General features: G+C 74.5%; 11 protein-coding genes. 2 read left to right on the top strand and 9 right to left on the bottom strand.

Annotated elements, in window-relative coordinates:
- Nucleotides 1–29: 29 nt before the first annotated feature.
- The 8 genes from ACI79L_RS12340 to ACI79L_RS12305 form a co-directional block, all read right to left on the bottom strand.
- Nucleotides 30–2,498, bottom strand: a complete 2,469-nt coding sequence (locus ACI79L_RS12340; protein WP_456937067.1) for a GcvT family protein — start codon at nt 2,496–2,498, stop codon at nt 30–32.
- Between the two features lie 4 nt (nt 2,499–2,502).
- Nucleotides 2,503–3,093 (bottom strand): sarcosine oxidase subunit gamma, encoded by a 591-nt coding sequence (locus ACI79L_RS12335; RefSeq protein ID WP_456937066.1) that lies wholly within the window; start codon nt 3,091–3,093, stop codon nt 2,503–2,505.
- Nucleotides 3,086–5,956: a 2Fe-2S iron-sulfur cluster-binding protein gene (locus tag ACI79L_RS12330; RefSeq protein ID WP_456937065.1), complete on the bottom strand. Its 2,871-nt coding sequence runs from the start codon at nt 5,954–5,956 to the stop codon at nt 3,086–3,088. The genes ACI79L_RS12335 and ACI79L_RS12330 overlap by 8 nt, the downstream gene beginning before the upstream one ends.
- Nucleotides 5,953–6,231: a sarcosine oxidase subunit delta gene (locus ACI79L_RS12325; protein WP_456937064.1), complete on the bottom strand. Its 279-nt coding sequence runs from the start codon at nt 6,229–6,231 to the stop codon at nt 5,953–5,955. The genes ACI79L_RS12330 and ACI79L_RS12325 overlap by 4 nt, the downstream gene beginning before the upstream one ends.
- A gap of 44 nt (nt 6,232–6,275) precedes the next feature.
- Nucleotides 6,276–7,508 (bottom strand): sarcosine oxidase subunit beta family protein, encoded by a 1,233-nt coding sequence (locus ACI79L_RS12320; RefSeq protein WP_456937063.1) that lies wholly within the window; start codon nt 7,506–7,508, stop codon nt 6,276–6,278.
- Nucleotides 7,505–8,821 (bottom strand): serine hydroxymethyltransferase, encoded by a 1,317-nt coding sequence (glyA, locus tag ACI79L_RS12315; RefSeq protein ID WP_456937062.1) that lies wholly within the window; start codon nt 8,819–8,821, stop codon nt 7,505–7,507. The genes ACI79L_RS12320 and glyA overlap by 4 nt, the downstream gene beginning before the upstream one ends.
- Nucleotides 8,822–9,038: 217 nt before the next feature.
- Nucleotides 9,039–10,160: an aromatic ring-hydroxylating oxygenase subunit alpha gene (locus ACI79L_RS12310; RefSeq protein WP_456937061.1), complete on the bottom strand. Its 1,122-nt coding sequence runs from the start codon at nt 10,158–10,160 to the stop codon at nt 9,039–9,041.
- Nucleotides 10,161–10,354: 194 nt separating this feature from the next.
- Nucleotides 10,355–11,155, bottom strand: a complete 801-nt coding sequence (locus ACI79L_RS12305) for an IclR family transcriptional regulator (protein WP_456937060.1) — start codon at nt 11,153–11,155, stop codon at nt 10,355–10,357.
- A 125-nt stretch (nt 11,156–11,280) separates the two neighbouring features.
- Between ACI79L_RS12305 and ACI79L_RS12300 the strand changes: the two genes are divergently transcribed.
- Both ACI79L_RS12300 and ACI79L_RS12295 read left to right on the top strand, forming a co-directional pair.
- The gene (locus ACI79L_RS12300) at nt 11,281–11,604 is read left to right on the top strand and encodes a bifunctional 3-phenylpropionate/cinnamic acid dioxygenase ferredoxin subunit (RefSeq protein WP_456937059.1); all 324 of its coding nucleotides are present in this window, start codon (nt 11,281–11,283) and stop codon (nt 11,602–11,604) included.
- Nucleotides 11,601–12,773 (top strand): NAD(P)/FAD-dependent oxidoreductase, encoded by a 1,173-nt coding sequence (locus tag ACI79L_RS12295; RefSeq protein WP_456937058.1) that lies wholly within the window; start codon nt 11,601–11,603, stop codon nt 12,771–12,773. The genes ACI79L_RS12300 and ACI79L_RS12295 overlap by 4 nt, the downstream gene beginning before the upstream one ends.
- Before the next feature lie 119 nt (nt 12,774–12,892).
- Here ACI79L_RS12295 and ACI79L_RS12290 read toward each other — a convergent pair whose 3' ends face one another.
- Entirely contained in the window at nt 12,893–14,734 is a 1,842-nt protein-coding gene (locus tag ACI79L_RS12290; protein WP_456937057.1) for a BCCT family transporter, read from the bottom strand.
- Nucleotides 14,735–15,029 lie beyond the last annotated feature (295 nt).

Genomic DNA, 15,029 nt, shown 5'->3' with positions numbered 1-15,029 from the left:
TCGCGCGGGGCGGCGACGGGGGTCTCCCCTCAGCCGCGGATGCGGGTCATCTCCGGGTCGACGAGCGGCTCGGCGGCGACGGTCGCCGGGACACGGCGGCCGAAGTACTCGATCTCGACCCTCGTGCCGACGGTCGCCGAGGCCGGCAGCCAGGCGTACGCGATCGGCCTGCCGACGGTGTGCCCGAACGCCGCGCTGGTCACGTAGCCGGCCGGAACGCCGTCGACGCGGACCGGTTCGTGACCGAGGACGACGCTGCGGCCGTCGTCGACGGTCAGGCAGGACAGCCGGCGGGTCACGGTGTCCTCGCTCCTGCCGGCGAGCGCCGCCCGCCCGACGAAGTCGGCCTGCTTCTGCCGGCGGACGGCGAACCCGAGACCGGCCTCGTACGGGTCGTGCTCGGTGGTCATGTCGTGGCCCCAGGCGCGGTAGCCCTTCTCCAGCCGCAGGCTGTTGAAGGCCGCGCGGCCCGCCGCGACCACCCCGAGGTCCTGGCCGGCGTGCCACAGCACGTCCCACAACCGCCGGCCGGTGTCGGCGCTCGCGTAGAGCTCCCAGCCGAGCTCGCCGACGTAGGACAGGCGCATCGCCGTCACCGGCACTCCCCCGATGCGGGCCCGCTTCGCGCGGAAGTACTTCAGCCCGTCCCGGGAGAAGTCGTCGGTGCTGACCCGCTGGACCAGGTCGCGGGCCCGCGGGCCCCACAGGCCGATGCAGCAGGTGCCGCCGGTGACGTCGCGGACCAGCACGCTGCCGTCGTCCGGCGCCTGGCGCAGGAGGTGGTCGAGGTCGAGGGGGCCGTTGGCGCCGACCTGGAACAGCTGCTCCCCGAGCCGGGCCACGGTGAGGTCGCTGCGGATGCCGCCGGCCTCGTCGAGGGCGAGCGCGTAGGTCACCGACCCGACGGACTTGTCCATCTCGCCGGTCGTCAGCCGCTGCAGCAGGGCGAGGGCGCCGGGGCCGCTGACCTCGAGCCGCTTGAGCGGCGTCATGTCGTACATCGCGACGGCGGTGCGGGTCCGCCACGCCTCGGCCGCCGCGATCGGGGACCAGAACCGCCCCGCCCACGCGTCGCGCTCCGGCGGCACCCACTCCGCGGGCAGCTCGTCCACCAGGCCGGCGTTGGCCTCGTACCAGTGCGGCCGCTCCCAGCCGGCGACCTCGAGGAAGACCGCGCCGAGCTCCTGCTGCCGGGCGTGGAAGGGGCTGACCCGCAGGTCGCGCGGCGAGAGCCGGGGCTGCAGCGGGTGGACCACGTCGTAGACCTCGACGAAGTTCTGCTGCGAGGTCTCGCTGACGTACTCCGGCGCCAGCTGCACGTCCTCGAAGCGGTGCACGTCGCAGCCGTGCAGGTCGACCTCGCTGCGGCCGTCGACGAGCAGCTGGGCCACCGAGCGGGCCACCCCGGCCGAGTGCGTCACCCAGACCGCCTCGGCGATCCAGAAGCCGGCGACGTCCCGCGACTCCCCGACCAGCGGGGCGCCGTCGGGGGTGAACGAGAAGACGCCGTTGAAGCCGGTGTCGACCTTCGCCGAGCGCAGCGAGGGCAGCAGCAGCCGGCTCTGCTCCCAGGCCGGGGCGAAGTCCTCCTCGGTGAAGGGCAGCATCGAGGGCATCGCGGACTCGCGGACGCCGTCGTCCTGGGGCAGCTCGCGCAGGTCGACCGGCATCGGCCGGTGGGCGTAGGACCCGATCCCGAGACGGTCGGCGCGCTCCCGGAAGTAGAGGTCCTGGTCCTGGTGGCGCAGGATCGGCAGGCTCGCCTCGGTGAGCTCGTCGTTGCGGCCGACGAGGTCGGGCACCTGACCGGTCCAGACGAACTGGTGGGCCAGCGGCAGCAGCGGGACGGCCATCCCGACCATCGCGCCGAGCTCCTGGCCCCAGAAGCCGGCGCAGGAGACGACCACGTCGGCGGGGATGACGCCGTCCGGGGTCCGGACCCCGGTCACCCGGCCGCCGGCCTGCTCGATGCCGGTCACCCGGGTCGAGCCCCGGAAGCGGGCGCCCCGCGCCTCGGCGCGGCGGGCCAGGGCGACGACCGCCCGGGAGGCCTTGGCCAGGCCGTCGGTGGGGACGTGCAGGCCGCCGAGGATGCGGCCGGCGTCGAGCAGCGGGTGCAGCCGCACGCACTCGTCGACGTCGACCACCCGCGCCTCGACGCCCCAGGAGGTGGCCCAGCCCTGCTTGCGGTGCAGGTCGGCCAGCCGCTCCGGGGTGGTGGCCACCTCGAGGCCGCCGACCTGGTTGAAGCACCAGGCGCCGTCGACGTCGAGGCCGAGGAGCTTCTCGACCGTGTAGCTCGCGAAGGCGGTCATCGTCTTCGAGGCGTTGGTCTGGAAGACCAGCCCGGGGGCGTGCGAGGTGGACCCGCCGGTCAGCGGGAGGGGGCCCTGGTCGACCACGGTGACCCGGTCCCAGCCGCGGGCGGTCAGCTCGTCGGCCAGGTTGGCGCCGACGATGCCCGCTCCGATGACGACCACACGAGGCGTGGTGGACATGGCTCTACTCCTGACCAGCGGTGGTGGGGGTGAACTCGAGGGCCGCGTCGAGCAGCCAGTCGGCCAGGTAGCCGGCGAAGGACGACCGGACGAGGACGACGACGTCGTCGCCGGTGTCGGACAGGCCGAGCAGGACGACGCCCGCCCGGCCCAGCGTGCTCTGGGCGCTGCTCCCCCGGCCGAACACCCGCGGGTGCAGGTCGATCGCGCAACCCCTGGCCAGGACGTCGCGCACCCGCGCACCGGTGAGCCGCAGGCCGATCCGCTGGGCGGAGACGTCGGTCGCGGAGCCGCCCAGCGGCAGGACGGCGGCGCGGACCCGGGCCTCCAGCTCCTCGGGGGCCTCGGTGGTGCTGGTGAGCAGCCACTCGTCGGGGCCGAGCCAGACGGCCCGCCCGGCGCCGGCCGGCACCCAGGTGTTCGGGGTCGTCGGCAGCGCGACGCCGAGTGCCGCCGTCGCCGCGGCGTCCACCGCGCCGAGCCGGACGTCGACCGTCGCGACGAACGGCTCGGCGGTGATGCCGATCGTCCCGGGCAGCCCCTGGAAGGCGCCGGTCCACGCCTCGAGGGGGTGGGTGCGGGTCAGCTCAGCCATCGCGGCGAGCTCCTTCCGGGTCGACCAGCACCGAGCCGGTGACCTCGACCGGGACGAGGGTGCCGTCGACGGGGACGTGGACGGTGTCGCCGATGCGGTCCCGGCCGCCCTTGAGCAGGGCCAGCGCGAAGGGGCGGGCGAGCTCGGCGCTGCGGTAGCTGGAGGTGACGTGGCCCAGCATCGGGACCGGCGGGGGCGGCAGCTCGCCGTCGGCGGCGAACTCGACGATCTGCGAGCCCTCCGGCAGCACGGTCTCCCGGTCCACCGGCAGCAGCCCGACCAGCTGCTTGCGCGACGGGTCCTGGTTGGCCGGCCGGGCGAACGAGCGCTTGCCGACGAAGTCCGGCTTCTTCTTCGACACCGCCCAGGCCATGCCGAGGTCGTGCGGGGTGACGGTGCCGTCGGTGTCCTGCCCGATGATCGGGTAGCCCTTCTCCGCGCGGAGGACGTGCATCGTCTCCGTGCCGTAGGGCGTGATGCCGTGCGGGCGGCCGGCCTCGAGCAGCCGCTCCCACACCGCGACCGCGTACCAGGGGTTGACGTAGACCTCGAACGCCAGCTCGCCGGAGAAGCTGATCCGGGCCAGCCGGACCGGCACGCCCTCGAGGCCGGTGTCCCGCCAGGTCATGAAGGGGAACGCCTCGGCGGAGACGTCCACCTCGGGGAAGACGGCGCCGACGACGTCGCGGGAGCGGGGGCCGACGACGGGGAGGGTGGCCCACTGCTCGGTGACCGAGGTGCAGTGGACCCGCAGGTCCGGCCACTCGGTCTGCAGCCACTCCTCCATCCAGTCGAGGACCTTCGCCGCGCCGCCGGTGGTGGTGAGGACGAGGAAGCGGTCCTCCGCCAGGCGCAGCACCGTGCCGTCGTCGACGACCATGCCGTCGACGCCGCACATGACGCCGTACCGGACCGAGCCGACCTTCAGGCTGCTCATCAGGTTCGTGTAGAGCCGGTCCAGCAGGACGGCGGCGTCGGGGCCCTGGACGTCGATCTTGCCGAGGGTGGAGCCGTCGAGGATGCCGACGCCGGTGCGGGCGGCGGCGCACTCGCGGAGGACGGCGGCCGCCATGTCCTCCCCGGGGCGCGGGTAGTAGCGGGGCCGCTTCCACTGCCCGACGTCCTCGAAGACCGCCCCGGCCGCCACGTGCCACCCGTGCAGGGCGGTGACCCGCTCGGGGTCGAACAGCCGGCCGCGGTCGCGGCCGGCCAGCGCGGCGAAGGCCACGGGGGTGTACGGCGGCCGGAACGTGGTCGTGCCGGTGTCCTGCACCGGGACCCCGAGCAGCTCGGCGACGATCCCGGAGGTGAGGACGCCGGAGGTCTTGCCCTGGTCGTGCGCGGTGCCGATGGTCGTGTAGCGCTTGACGTGCTCGATGGAGCGCAGGCCGGCGCCGACCGCGCGGACGACGTCGGCGACCGTCGCGTCGCGCTGCAGGTCGACGAACTGCGTGCTGCCGTCGGCGCCGGAGGTGTCCGGCACCCGCCACAGCACCAGGGGCGCGGCCGGCGGGACGGGCTCCGGGGCGGTGGGCAGCCGGTCCTCCCCCGCCGGCGCGATCCCCAGCGAGGTCAGGGCCGCGCGGGCCACCCGCTGCCCGTCGGCCAGGCAACCGGCCAGGTGGGTCACGCCGGCGGCCGAGCCGGCGACTGCCAGCCCGTCGAGCTCCTCCCCGGGGAGGAAGGCGCCGAGGGCCTCGTCGTAGCGGAGCCGGCCGCGGGCCTGGCTGAACAGGTGCACCGCGGGGTTCCAGCCCCCGCTGACCAGCAGCAGGTCGCAGGGGATCGCGCTGCTCACGCCGGCCTCGCCGTCGGCGTACGGGGCGACGAGGGCGTGCGTCACCCGCTCGACGCCCCGCGTGCCGGTCACGACGGCGCCGGGCAGGACCCGGATCCCGGCCCGCTCGCACTCCTCGGACCGGCGCGGCGAGCCCGCCGGCCGGGCGTCGACCACCGCCTGCACCCGCACCCCGGCCCGGGAGAGGTCGAGGGCCGCGTCGTAGGCGCTGTCGTTGGTCGTGAAGACGACGGCCTCGCGGCCGGGCAGCACGCCGTAGCGGTGCAGGAACGTGCGGGCGGCGCCGGCGAGCATGGTCCCGGGGCGGTCGTTGTCGGCGAAGACGACCGGGCGCTCGTGCGCCCCGGTCGCGACGACCACCCTGCGGGCCCGGAACCGCCACACCCGCTGCCGGGACAGGTGGCGGGGCGCGGCCGTCCCGAGGTGGTCGGTCCGCCGCTCGAGCGCCAGGACGAAGCCGTCGTCGTAGCTGCCGAACGCGGTGGTGCGCTGCAGGTGCCGCACCTCCGGGTGCGCGGCCAGCTCCGCGACCGCCTCCGCCACCCAGTCCGGCGCCGGGGCGTCGTCGAGCCGGTCGGTGCCCGACAGCAGCGAGCCGCCGGCCTCGGACTGCTCGTCCACCAGCGCGACGCGGGCCCCGGCCCGGGCGGCGGTGAGCGCGGCGGCCAGCCCCGCGGGTCCGGCGCCGACGACCAGCACGTCGACGTGGTGGTGGACCGCGTCGTAGCGGGCGGAGTCGGGGACGTCGGCCAGACGGCCCCGTCCCGGCAGGCCGGAGGCGGCCAGCCCGTCGGAGAGCTCGACGGTGGTGGCCAGCAGCATCGGCTCGGGGAAGGGCTCCTCGATCTGCACCAGCCCGCCCGGGTCCTCGGCCCAGGCCGCGGCGATGCCCCGGGGCCGGCCGAGCCTGACGCTGGTGGCGACCCGGTGCCGGCCGTTCGCGAGCAGTGCGGAGGCCAGGGTGTCGCCGGGGTGGCCGGGGAGGGTCTGCCCGTCGAAGGTGAACTCGACGGTGGTGCCGCGATCGATGCGGCCGCCCTCGGCGGTGCGGAACGGGCCGGTCACGGGGTCACCGGCCTCGGGTCGTCGGGGCGGGAGACGCGCTCGAAGCGGTAGGTGGCGGTGTCGCGGATCGCGGTGAACCAGCGGCGGCAGCCGACGCTGTGGTGCCAGCGCTCGGCGAAGCGGCCCTTGGTGTTGCCGCGGAAGAAGACGTAGTGCGCCCACTGCTCGTCCGAGAGCCCGGCGGGGTCGTCCGGGTACGGGACGTGGGCCTGCCCGCCGTAGGCGAACTCGACCTCCTCGCGGGGGCCGCACCACGGGCACGCGATGAGTTGCACGGAGGACTCCTCGATCAGTGGGCGACGGCTCGGTGGGCGACGGCTCAGTGGGCGACGGCGGCCGCGCCGTGCTCGTCGACGAGCGCGCCGGTGACGAAGCGGTCGAGGCCGAACGGGGCGACGAAGGGGTGGGGCTCGTCGTGGGCGACGGTGTGCGCCAGGGCCCAGCCGATGCCGGGGGTGGCCTTGAACCCGCCGGTGCCCCAGCCGCAGTTGAGGTAGAGGTTGTCGTAGCCGGCACGGCCGACGACGGGTGAGGCGTCGGGGCTGACGTCGACGATGCCGGCCCAGCTGCGCAGCAGGTGCGCCCGCGCGAACACCGGGAACAGCTCGACGGCGGCGGCCATCTGCCGCTCGATGACGTGGAAGGCGCCGCGCTGGCCGTAGCCGTTGTAGGAGTCGATGCCGGCGCCCATGACCAGCTCGCCCTTGTGCGCCTGGGAGACGTACACGTGCACCGCGTTCGACATGACGACCGTGGGGTGCACCGGCTCGAGCAGCTCGGAGACCAGCGCCTGCAGCGGGTGGCTCTGCAGCGGCACGCGGATGCCGAGCATGTCGGTGAGCACGGAGGTGTGACCGGCCGCGCAGAGGACGACCCTGCCGGCGGCGATGGTGCCGCGGGAGGTGTGCACCCCGGTGACCCGGTCGCCGTCGGTGGCGAAGCCGGTGACCTCGCAGTCCTGGACGAGGTCGACGCCGGCCTGGTGCGCCCGGCGGGCGAAGCCCCAGGCCACGTAGTCGTGCTTGGCGATGCCGGCGCGCGGCTGGTACGTCGCGCCCAGGACCGGGTAGCGGATGTCGGCCGACGTGTTGACGACCGGGCAGAGCTTGCGGACCTCGTCCGGCTCGACCCACTCCGCGTCGATGCCGTTGAGCTTGTTGGCCTCGACCCGACGCACGCTGTCGCGGACGTCCTGCAGGGTGTGGGCGAGGTTGAGCACGCCGCGCTGGCTGAACAGGATCGGGTAGCCGAGGTCCTCCTCGAGCCCCTCCCACAGCTTCAGCGAGTGCTCGTAGATCGCCGAGCTCTCGTCCCACAGGTAGTTGGACCGGATGATCGTGGTGTTGCGGGCCATGTTGCCGCCGGCCAGCCAGCCCTTCTCCAGCACCGCGACGTCGGTGATGCCGTGGTTCTGCGCCAGGTAGTGGGCGGTGGCCAGGCCGTGCCCGCCGCCGCCGACGACGACGACGTCGTAGGAGCGCTTCGGGTCCGCGTCGCGCCAGAGGGAGTCCGGGTGCTCGGGCAGGTCGGCGCCGGGGGTGCGGGGGCTCACGGGACCTCCGTCAGGTCGGGGTAGAGCGGGTGGCGGCCGGCCAGCCGGGTCACCCGCGCGCGGAGGCCGGCGAGCACCTCCCCGTCCACCGAGGGCCGCAGCGCGGCGGCGACCACGTCGGCCACCTCCGCGAAGTCGTCGACGTCGAAGCCGCGGGCGGCCAGCGCCGGGGTGCCGATGCGCACGCCCGAGCTGACCATCGGCGGGCGGGGGTCGAAGGGCACGGCGTTGCGGTTGACGGTGATGCCGACGGAGTGCAGCCGGTCCTCGGCCTGCCGGCCGTCGAGCTCCGACTCCCGCAGGTCCACGAGCACGAGGTGGACGTCGGTGCCGCCGCTGACCACGCCGATGCCCGCCGCGCGGGAGTCGGGGGCCAGCAGCCGCTCGGCCAGGATCCGGGCGCCGGCGAGGGTGCGCTCCTGGCGCTCCCGGAACGCCGGCTGCGCGGCCAGCTTGAAGGCGACGGCCTTGGCGGCGATCACGTGCTCCAGCGGGCCGCCCTGCTGGCCGGGGAAGACCGCGGAGTTGAACTTCTTCGCCAGGTCGGCCGTGGCGAGGACGAACCCGCCGCGCGGGCCGCCGAGGGTCTTGTGGGTGGTCGAGGTGACCACGTGCGCGTGCGGCACCGGGGAGGGGTGCAGCCCGGCGGCGACGAGCCCGGCGAAGTGCGCCATGTCCACCATCAGGTAGGCGCCGACCTCGTCGGCGATCCGGCGGAACGCGGCGAAGTCCAGGTGGCGGGGGTACGCCGACCAGCCGGCGATGATCAGCCTGGGCCGCCGCTCCCGCGCCAGCTCGGCCACCTCGGCCATGTCGACCCGGTGGTCCTCGCGGCGCACGTGGTAGGCGGCGACGTCGTAGAGCTTCCCGGAGAAGTTGAGCCGCATGCCGTGGGTCAGGTGGCCGCCGTGGGCGAGGTCCAGCCCCAGGACGGTGTCGCCGGGCTCCAGCAGGGCGGACATCGCCGCGGCGTTGGCCTGGGCGCCGGAGTGCGGCTGCACGTTGGCGTACTCGGCCCCGAACAGGGACGTCAGCCGGTCGATCGCCAGCTGCTCCACGACGTCGACGTGCTCGCAGCCGCCGTAGTAGCGCCGGCCCGGGTAGCCCTCGGCGTACTTGTTGGTCAGCACCGAGCCCTGGGCCTGCATGACCGCCACCGGGGCGCAGTTCTCGCTGGCGATCATCTCCAGCGTGGTCTGCTGCCGGGTCAGCTCGGCGGAGATCGCGGCGGCGACCTCCGGGTCGGTGTCCGCCAGCGGCCGGTCGAGCACGCCGGCCGCCGCGGACGGAGCGGTGTCGACCTGGACGGCCATGCCGGGTCCTCCCTGTCAGGGGATCGTGCGATGACTGGTATATCAGTCGTGCAACCGTAGGACGGCAGTCGGCCGGGGTCAAGAGGACGGGCACACGCAGCCCGGGCCGGTCGAGCTCGCCGTCAGGCCCGCGGACGTTCGACGGGCCCCGCGCCGGCGGGACGACGGTGGGGCCGGGAGGACGTCGCCCTCCCGGCCCCCGGCGGAACGTGCCGGGTCAGCCCGACAGTCGCTGCGTCAGCCACTCGTGGAAGAGCCCGATGTGGTGCTCGGAGGGCACCAGCACCCCGCCGTCGGCGTAGGCGCGGGAGGACATGGCCGGCTGGGTCCGCTCACAGGCGGCGAAGTCCTGTTCGTTCACCCGGTGGAACAGCTCCACCGACCGGCTCACGTCCCGGCCCGACTCGACCACCTCGCGCGAGTACAGCCAGTCGCACTCGATGATCGTGCGGTCGACCGCCACCGGGAACATCCGGTGGAAGACGACGTGGTCGGGCACCAGGTTGACGAAGACGGTCGGCTTGACCGTGATGGCGTAGTAGCGCCGGTCCTGGTCCTCCTCGACGCCCGGGAGCCGGTCGAAGCCCTCGCCGCCGTCGACGGTGAAGCCCTGGACGTCGTCCCCGAACTCGGCGCCGTGGCCGACGAAGAACTGCGCGGCGTACCCGTCGGCGAACTCGGGGAGCACCTCGGTGAGCTCCGGGTGGATCGTCGCGCAGTGGTAGCACTCCATGAAGTTCTCGATGACGAGCTTCCAGTTGGCCCGGACGTCGTAGGTGATGCGGCGACCGACCGACAGCGAGTCGAGCTCGTAGCGCTCGATCGCCCGCGCGTCCCCGAGCCGCTCGGCGACGGCACCCACCACCTCGTCCTCGAAGGACGGGGGCTCCGCCGCCAGGCACACCCACGCGTAGCCCAGCCACTCGCGCAGGGCCACCGGCACGAGGCCGTACGCGACGCGGTCGACGTCGGGCATCTTCGTCAGGTTGGGAGCCGCGACCAGCTTGCCCTCGAGGTCGTAGGTCCAGGCGTGGTAGGGGCACTGGAAGGCCCGCTTGACCGTGCCCTGGTCCTCCGTGCAGATCTGCGCGCCGCGGTGCCGGCAGACGTTGAGGAACGCCCGCAGGCGCCCGTCCCGGCTGCGGACCACGAGCACGCTCTCCCGCCCCACCTGGACCTTCCTGAAGGACCCGGGCGTCGGGAGGTCGCTCGAGCGCACGGCGCCGAACCACATGTCCTCGAAGACGCGGGACTGCTCCAGCGCGAAGACGGCGGGGTCGGTGTAGTAGTGGCCCGGCAGCGTGGGGATGAGGCTCGCGGGCCGGTCGGTGGTGGTCATACGGCACCTCGGGGTTCCGTCGGGCGGTGCAGCGTGGAGGACACGCTCGACGTCGCACGACGCATCGCCTGCGACGAACCCCGGTCGCCGTCCGCAGCGGGTCCAGACGACCGGTGTGTTGCACATTAATCAGCGCATCGCGTCAGATGCAACAGTCCGGATGTGCGCCGATCCCCGGGGCGCACGCCGCCGGGTCAGCGGGGCTGGCGGAAGAAGCCCAGCCTCCGGCTCAGCTCGTCGGCGCCGGCGACCACCCGCCGGGCGATCGCCGGGTAGTCCTCCGGGCCCATCCGGAAGGACGGCCCGGAGACGCTGAGGGCGGCGACCACGTCCCCGTCCGCACCCCGGACCGGCGCGGCGACGGCGTCGAGCCCGACCTCGTACTCCTCGACCGTGGAACCCCAGCCCCGCTCGACGACCCGGTCCAGCTCCTGCCGCAGCGCCTCGGGGTCGGTGACCGTGGCGGCGGTGAAGCGCTGCAGGTCGCGGGAGAGCACGCCCTTGCGGACGGTGTCGGGCGCGTGGGCCAGGAGCACCTTGCCGCTCGACGTCGCGTGCAGCGGGGTGCCCTGCCCCACCCAGTTGTGCGTGCTGAGCGCCGCGGGCCCGCGGGCCTGGCTGACGTTCACGGCGCGATCGCCGTCGAGGATGGCGATGTTGACGGTCTCCTCGAGGTCGGCGGCCAGCGCCTGGCAGATCGGCCGCCCCTCCCGGGCGATGTCCAGCTGCGCGGCGGCCGCGCCGGCCAGGCGCACGACGCCGAAGCCCAGCCGGTACTTGCCGCGGTCGGCCAGCTGCTCCACGAAGCCCCGGTTCTCGAGCGCGGCCACGAGCCGGAAGGCGGTGGACTTGTGCACCCCGAGGTCAGCGGCGATCTCGGTGACCCCGGCCTCCCCCTGGGCCGCGAGGATCTCCAGGACGCTCAGGGCCCGGTCCACGGACTGGACGACGGCGACCGAACTCCGCTCCCCGTTCTCCTCCTGCGGCCCGTTCATGACCTCAGCGTAGGTGGCGGGCGGCGGGGGTCGGCCCGTCTCTTGACGGGGCGACGTCACACCTCCATGCTGTTGCGCTATCAGCGCATCGTTGCAACATTCGCAACAGTGAGCCTGGAGCGCCCATGATCCCGGTCTGCCCCACGAGCGCGTTGCCGCCCGGCGAGGCGATCCGCGTCGAGGCCGACGAGCCCATCGCGGTCTTCAACGTCGACGGCGAGTTCTACGCGATCGACGACACGTGCACCCACCAGGACGCCTCGCTGGCCGACGGGTGGCTGGAGGGCTGCGCCGTGGAGTGCCCCCTGCACGCCTCCTGCTTCGACCTGCGCACCGGGAAGGTGTCCGGCCCGCCGGCCAGGACGCCGGTCCGCACGCACCGGGTCGTGGTCGAGGACGGCCTCCTGTACGTCCAGCCCGCGGACGTCGGGGAGGAGGGGGCCGCGTGACCTCCACGGTCGCCGTCGTCGGGGCCTCCCTGGCCGGCCTCTCCGCGGCCCGCGCCCTGCGGGACCAGGGCTACGAGGGCCGGGTCGTGGTCGTCGGCGACGAGCCGCACGCCCCCTACGACCGCCCGCCGCTGTCCAAGGAGTTCCTGGCCGGCGCGGCGTCGCTGGAGGACGTCGCCCTGGGCACGCCCGACGACGAGGGCCTCGACCTCGAGTGGCGGCTGGGCACCCGGGCGGTCGGCCTGGACCGGGCCGGCCGCTCGGTGCTGCTGGACGACGGCGGCGAGGTCCGCGCGGACAGCGTCGTCGTCGCCACCGGCGCCCGCGCCCGGCGCCTGCCCGGCAGCGAGCGGCTCGCCGGCGTGCACGTGCTGCGCTCCCTGGACGACGCGATCGCCCTGCGCGAGGACCTGGCCGCCGGCGGCCGCCTCGTGGTGATCGGCGCCGGCTTCATCGGGGCGGAGGTCGCCTCCACGGCCCGCAGGCTGGGGCTGGAGGTCACCGTCGTCGAGGCCCTGCCCGTTCCGCTCGCCGGCCCGCTGGGCGCCGAGATGGGCGCGGTCTGCGCCGGGTTGCACGCGGACCACGGGACCCGCCTGCTGGCCGGCACCGGCGTCGCCGGGCTCGTCGGCAGCGGCCGGGTCGAGACCGTCGAGCTCACCGACGGCACGCGGCTGCCCGCCGACGTGGTGGTCGTGGGGATCGGGGCCGTCCCGAACACCGAGTGGCTCGCCGGGTCGGGCGTGGCCCTCGGCGACGGCGTCCTCACCGACGCCCGCGGCGCGACGGACACCCCGGGCGTGGTCGCGGTCGGCGACTGCGCCGCGGCGTGGTCGCCCGCCGCGGAGCGGCACGTCCGGACCGAGCACTGGACCAGCGCCCTCGAGCAGCCGGCCACCGCGGTCGCCACGCTCCTGGGCACCGGGACGCCCGCGCCGGCGCCGGTGCCGTACTTCTGGTCCGACCAGTACGGCACCCGCATCCAGTTCGCGGGCTCGCGCCGCGAGGGCGACGTCGCCCGCGTGCTGGAGGGCAGCTGCGCCGACCGCTGCTTCCTGGTGGTCTACGAGCGCGAGGGACGCCCCGTGGCCGTCCTCGGGATGGACCAGCCGCGCCTGTTCACCCGGTGGCGCCGGCAGTTGCGCGCTGCCGTGCCGACCGCCTCCTGAGTCCTGGCCGGTCCCTCCGGCCGAGAGCACGCGCCGGGCCGGCCGCACCGCCGGGACCGGCCGCCCGCTCCCGGCCGCCCCCGGCGGTGCGGCCGGGAGCGGGCGGGCGGCGGGGCCCGTCAGTCGCGCGGGCCGAGCGGCCGGCCGATCGACTCCGCCTCGGACTGGCCCGGCTCCCGGGCGGGGACGGCCGTGCCCCCCGGCGGCACCACGAAGTTGCCCGTCGCGGTGACCGGCCGCCGGCTCTCCGGCTCGGCGTCGGCCGGGGACGACGGCGCCGGCACCCCGGCCGCACCCGGAGCGCTCGGGGCGGGTTCCACGACCAGGACGAAGTCGTCGCCGTGGCGCTTGATGCCGTCGACCACGGCCTGCTCGATCGCCAGGGTGGCGTAGCTGCCCCGCAGCACGACGGGGTCACGTCGGAGGTCCTTGACCAGGCTCACCGCCATCGCCGCCATCACCAGCGCGAACGGCAGCGCCGCGATGATCGTCAGGTTCTGCAGCCCCGTCAGGGCGGCGCCGTCCTCCCCCAGGAGCAGCATGATCGCCGCGACGGAGCCCATCACCACGCCCCAGAAGACGACGACCCAGCGGCTCGGTTCCAGCGTGCCCCGCTGGGAGAGCGACCCCATGACGATGGAGGCGGCGTCCGCACCGGACACGAAGAAGATCGCCACCAGGACCATCACGAGCACGGTCGCGGCGGTGGCCAGCGGGTACTGCTCCAGGACGGCGAACAGCTGGCCCTCCGTGGTGGCCTGGCCGGCCACGTCGACGCCGCTGCGCTGGGCGGCGATCCCGGCCCCGCCGAACACCGCGAACCACACCAGGCTGACCAGGCTGGGCACGAGGAGCACGCCGGTGACGAACTGCCGGATGGTCCGGCCGCGGCTGATGCGCGCGATGAACAGCCCGACGAACGGCGTCCAGCTGATCCACCAGGCCCAGTAGAAGACCGTCCAGCCGCGCAGCCAGGTGGCCATCGGGTCGCCGCCGGTGGCCTCGGTGCGCGCGGCCATCTCGCCGAGGTCGGAGAAGTAGCTGCCGACCGCGTCGGGCAGCAGGTTCAGGATGAAGATCGTCGGGCCGACGACGAAGACGAACACCGCGAGCAGCAGGGCCAGCACCATGTTGGTGTTGGACAGCCACTGGATCCCGCGCTCGATGCCGGAGACGGCCGAGGCGACGAAGGCGGCGGTCAGGATCGCGATGATCGCGACCAGGACGCCGTTGCCGACGTCCCCGGCCCAGCCGAGGATCTCGACCCCGCTGCCGATCTGCAGGGCGCCGAGACCGAGGGAGGCCGCCGACCCGAACAGCGTCGCGAAGATCGCCAGGACGTCGATGACCCGGCCGGCCGGACCGGTGGCCCGCCGCTCACCGAGCAGGGGGATGAAGGCCGAGCTGATCAGCTGCCGGCGGCCGCGCCGGAAGGTGCCGTAGGCGATCGCCAGGCCGACGACGGCGTACATCGCCCACGGGTGCAGCGTCCAGTGGAACAGCGTGGTCGCCATCGCCGTCTGGATCGCCTCGGAGGTCTCGGCCCCGGTCGTCAGCGGCGGCGGGGCGACGAAGTGTGACACCGGCTCGGCGACCCCGAAGAACATCAGCCCGATGCCCATGCCGGCGCTGAACATCATGGCGATCCACGAGACGGTGCGGAACTGCGGCCGCTCGTCGTCGCGCCCGAGCGGGATGCGCCCGTACCTGCCGGCCGCCAGCCAGATCACGTACACGACGAAGGCCGAGGCCAGCAGGACGAACAGCCAGCCGAGGTTGCCGGTGATCCAGCCGAGGACCGAGCTGCTGGCGGTGCCGAGGCCCGTGGGGGTCGCGAACCCCCAGGCGACGAAGCCCAGCGCCATCGCCGCGGCGACGGCGAACAGGACCCGGTCGACCGCCCAGTACCGGTCGGCGACGCAGGGAGGCGGCTCGGCGATCGCCGGGTGGGTCCCGGTCACGGTGACGTCCGTGGCGTGGACGACGACGGGGCGGTCCTCCCGGGTTGCGCCGCCGCCGGCCTCCGCCGGACCGGCCTCCACCGCCTCGGACCGGTCCGGCCGGCGCGACGGCGGGATGGGTTCGCGTGGTTCCACCATGACGTCCCCCAATCACTGTTGCGTCATTCGAGACCCACTTCGGAAGAGGGAACCAGAGCTCCGCCGGAGGGACAAGGGTCGGACGTGACGCACACCACAGCCTGGCACCCCGGCCGCGCCGCGCCACCCGGCCGTGACGGGGCCGCCGGGAGCCGTT

This window comes from Geodermatophilus sp. SYSU D00684 (genome assembly GCF_054050455.1).
This window is presented reverse-complemented; position numbering and strand designations above follow the sequence as displayed.

What these genes read in the sequence shown, in the direction of transcription:
- ACI79L_RS12310 (WP_456937061.1), bottom strand. Translation starts at nt 10,160, where the DNA reads ATGACCACCACCGACCGGCCCGCGAGCCTCATCCCCACGCTGCCGGGC.
- ACI79L_RS12340 (WP_456937067.1), bottom strand. Translation starts at nt 2,498, where the DNA reads ATGTCCACCACGCCTCGTGTGGTCGTCATCGGAGCGGGCATCGTCGGC.
- glyA (WP_456937062.1), bottom strand. Translation starts at nt 8,821, where the DNA reads ATGGCCGTCCAGGTCGACACCGCTCCGTCCGCGGCGGCCGGCGTGCTC.
- ACI79L_RS12305 (WP_456937060.1), bottom strand. Translation starts at nt 11,155, where the DNA reads ATGAACGGGCCGCAGGAGGAGAACGGGGAGCGGAGTTCGGTCGCCGTC.
- ACI79L_RS12300 (WP_456937059.1), top strand. Translation starts at nt 11,281, where the DNA reads ATGATCCCGGTCTGCCCCACGAGCGCGTTGCCGCCCGGCGAGGCGATC.
- ACI79L_RS12335 (WP_456937066.1), bottom strand. Translation starts at nt 3,093, where the DNA reads ATGGCTGAGCTGACCCGCACCCACCCCCTCGAGGCGTGGACCGGCGCC.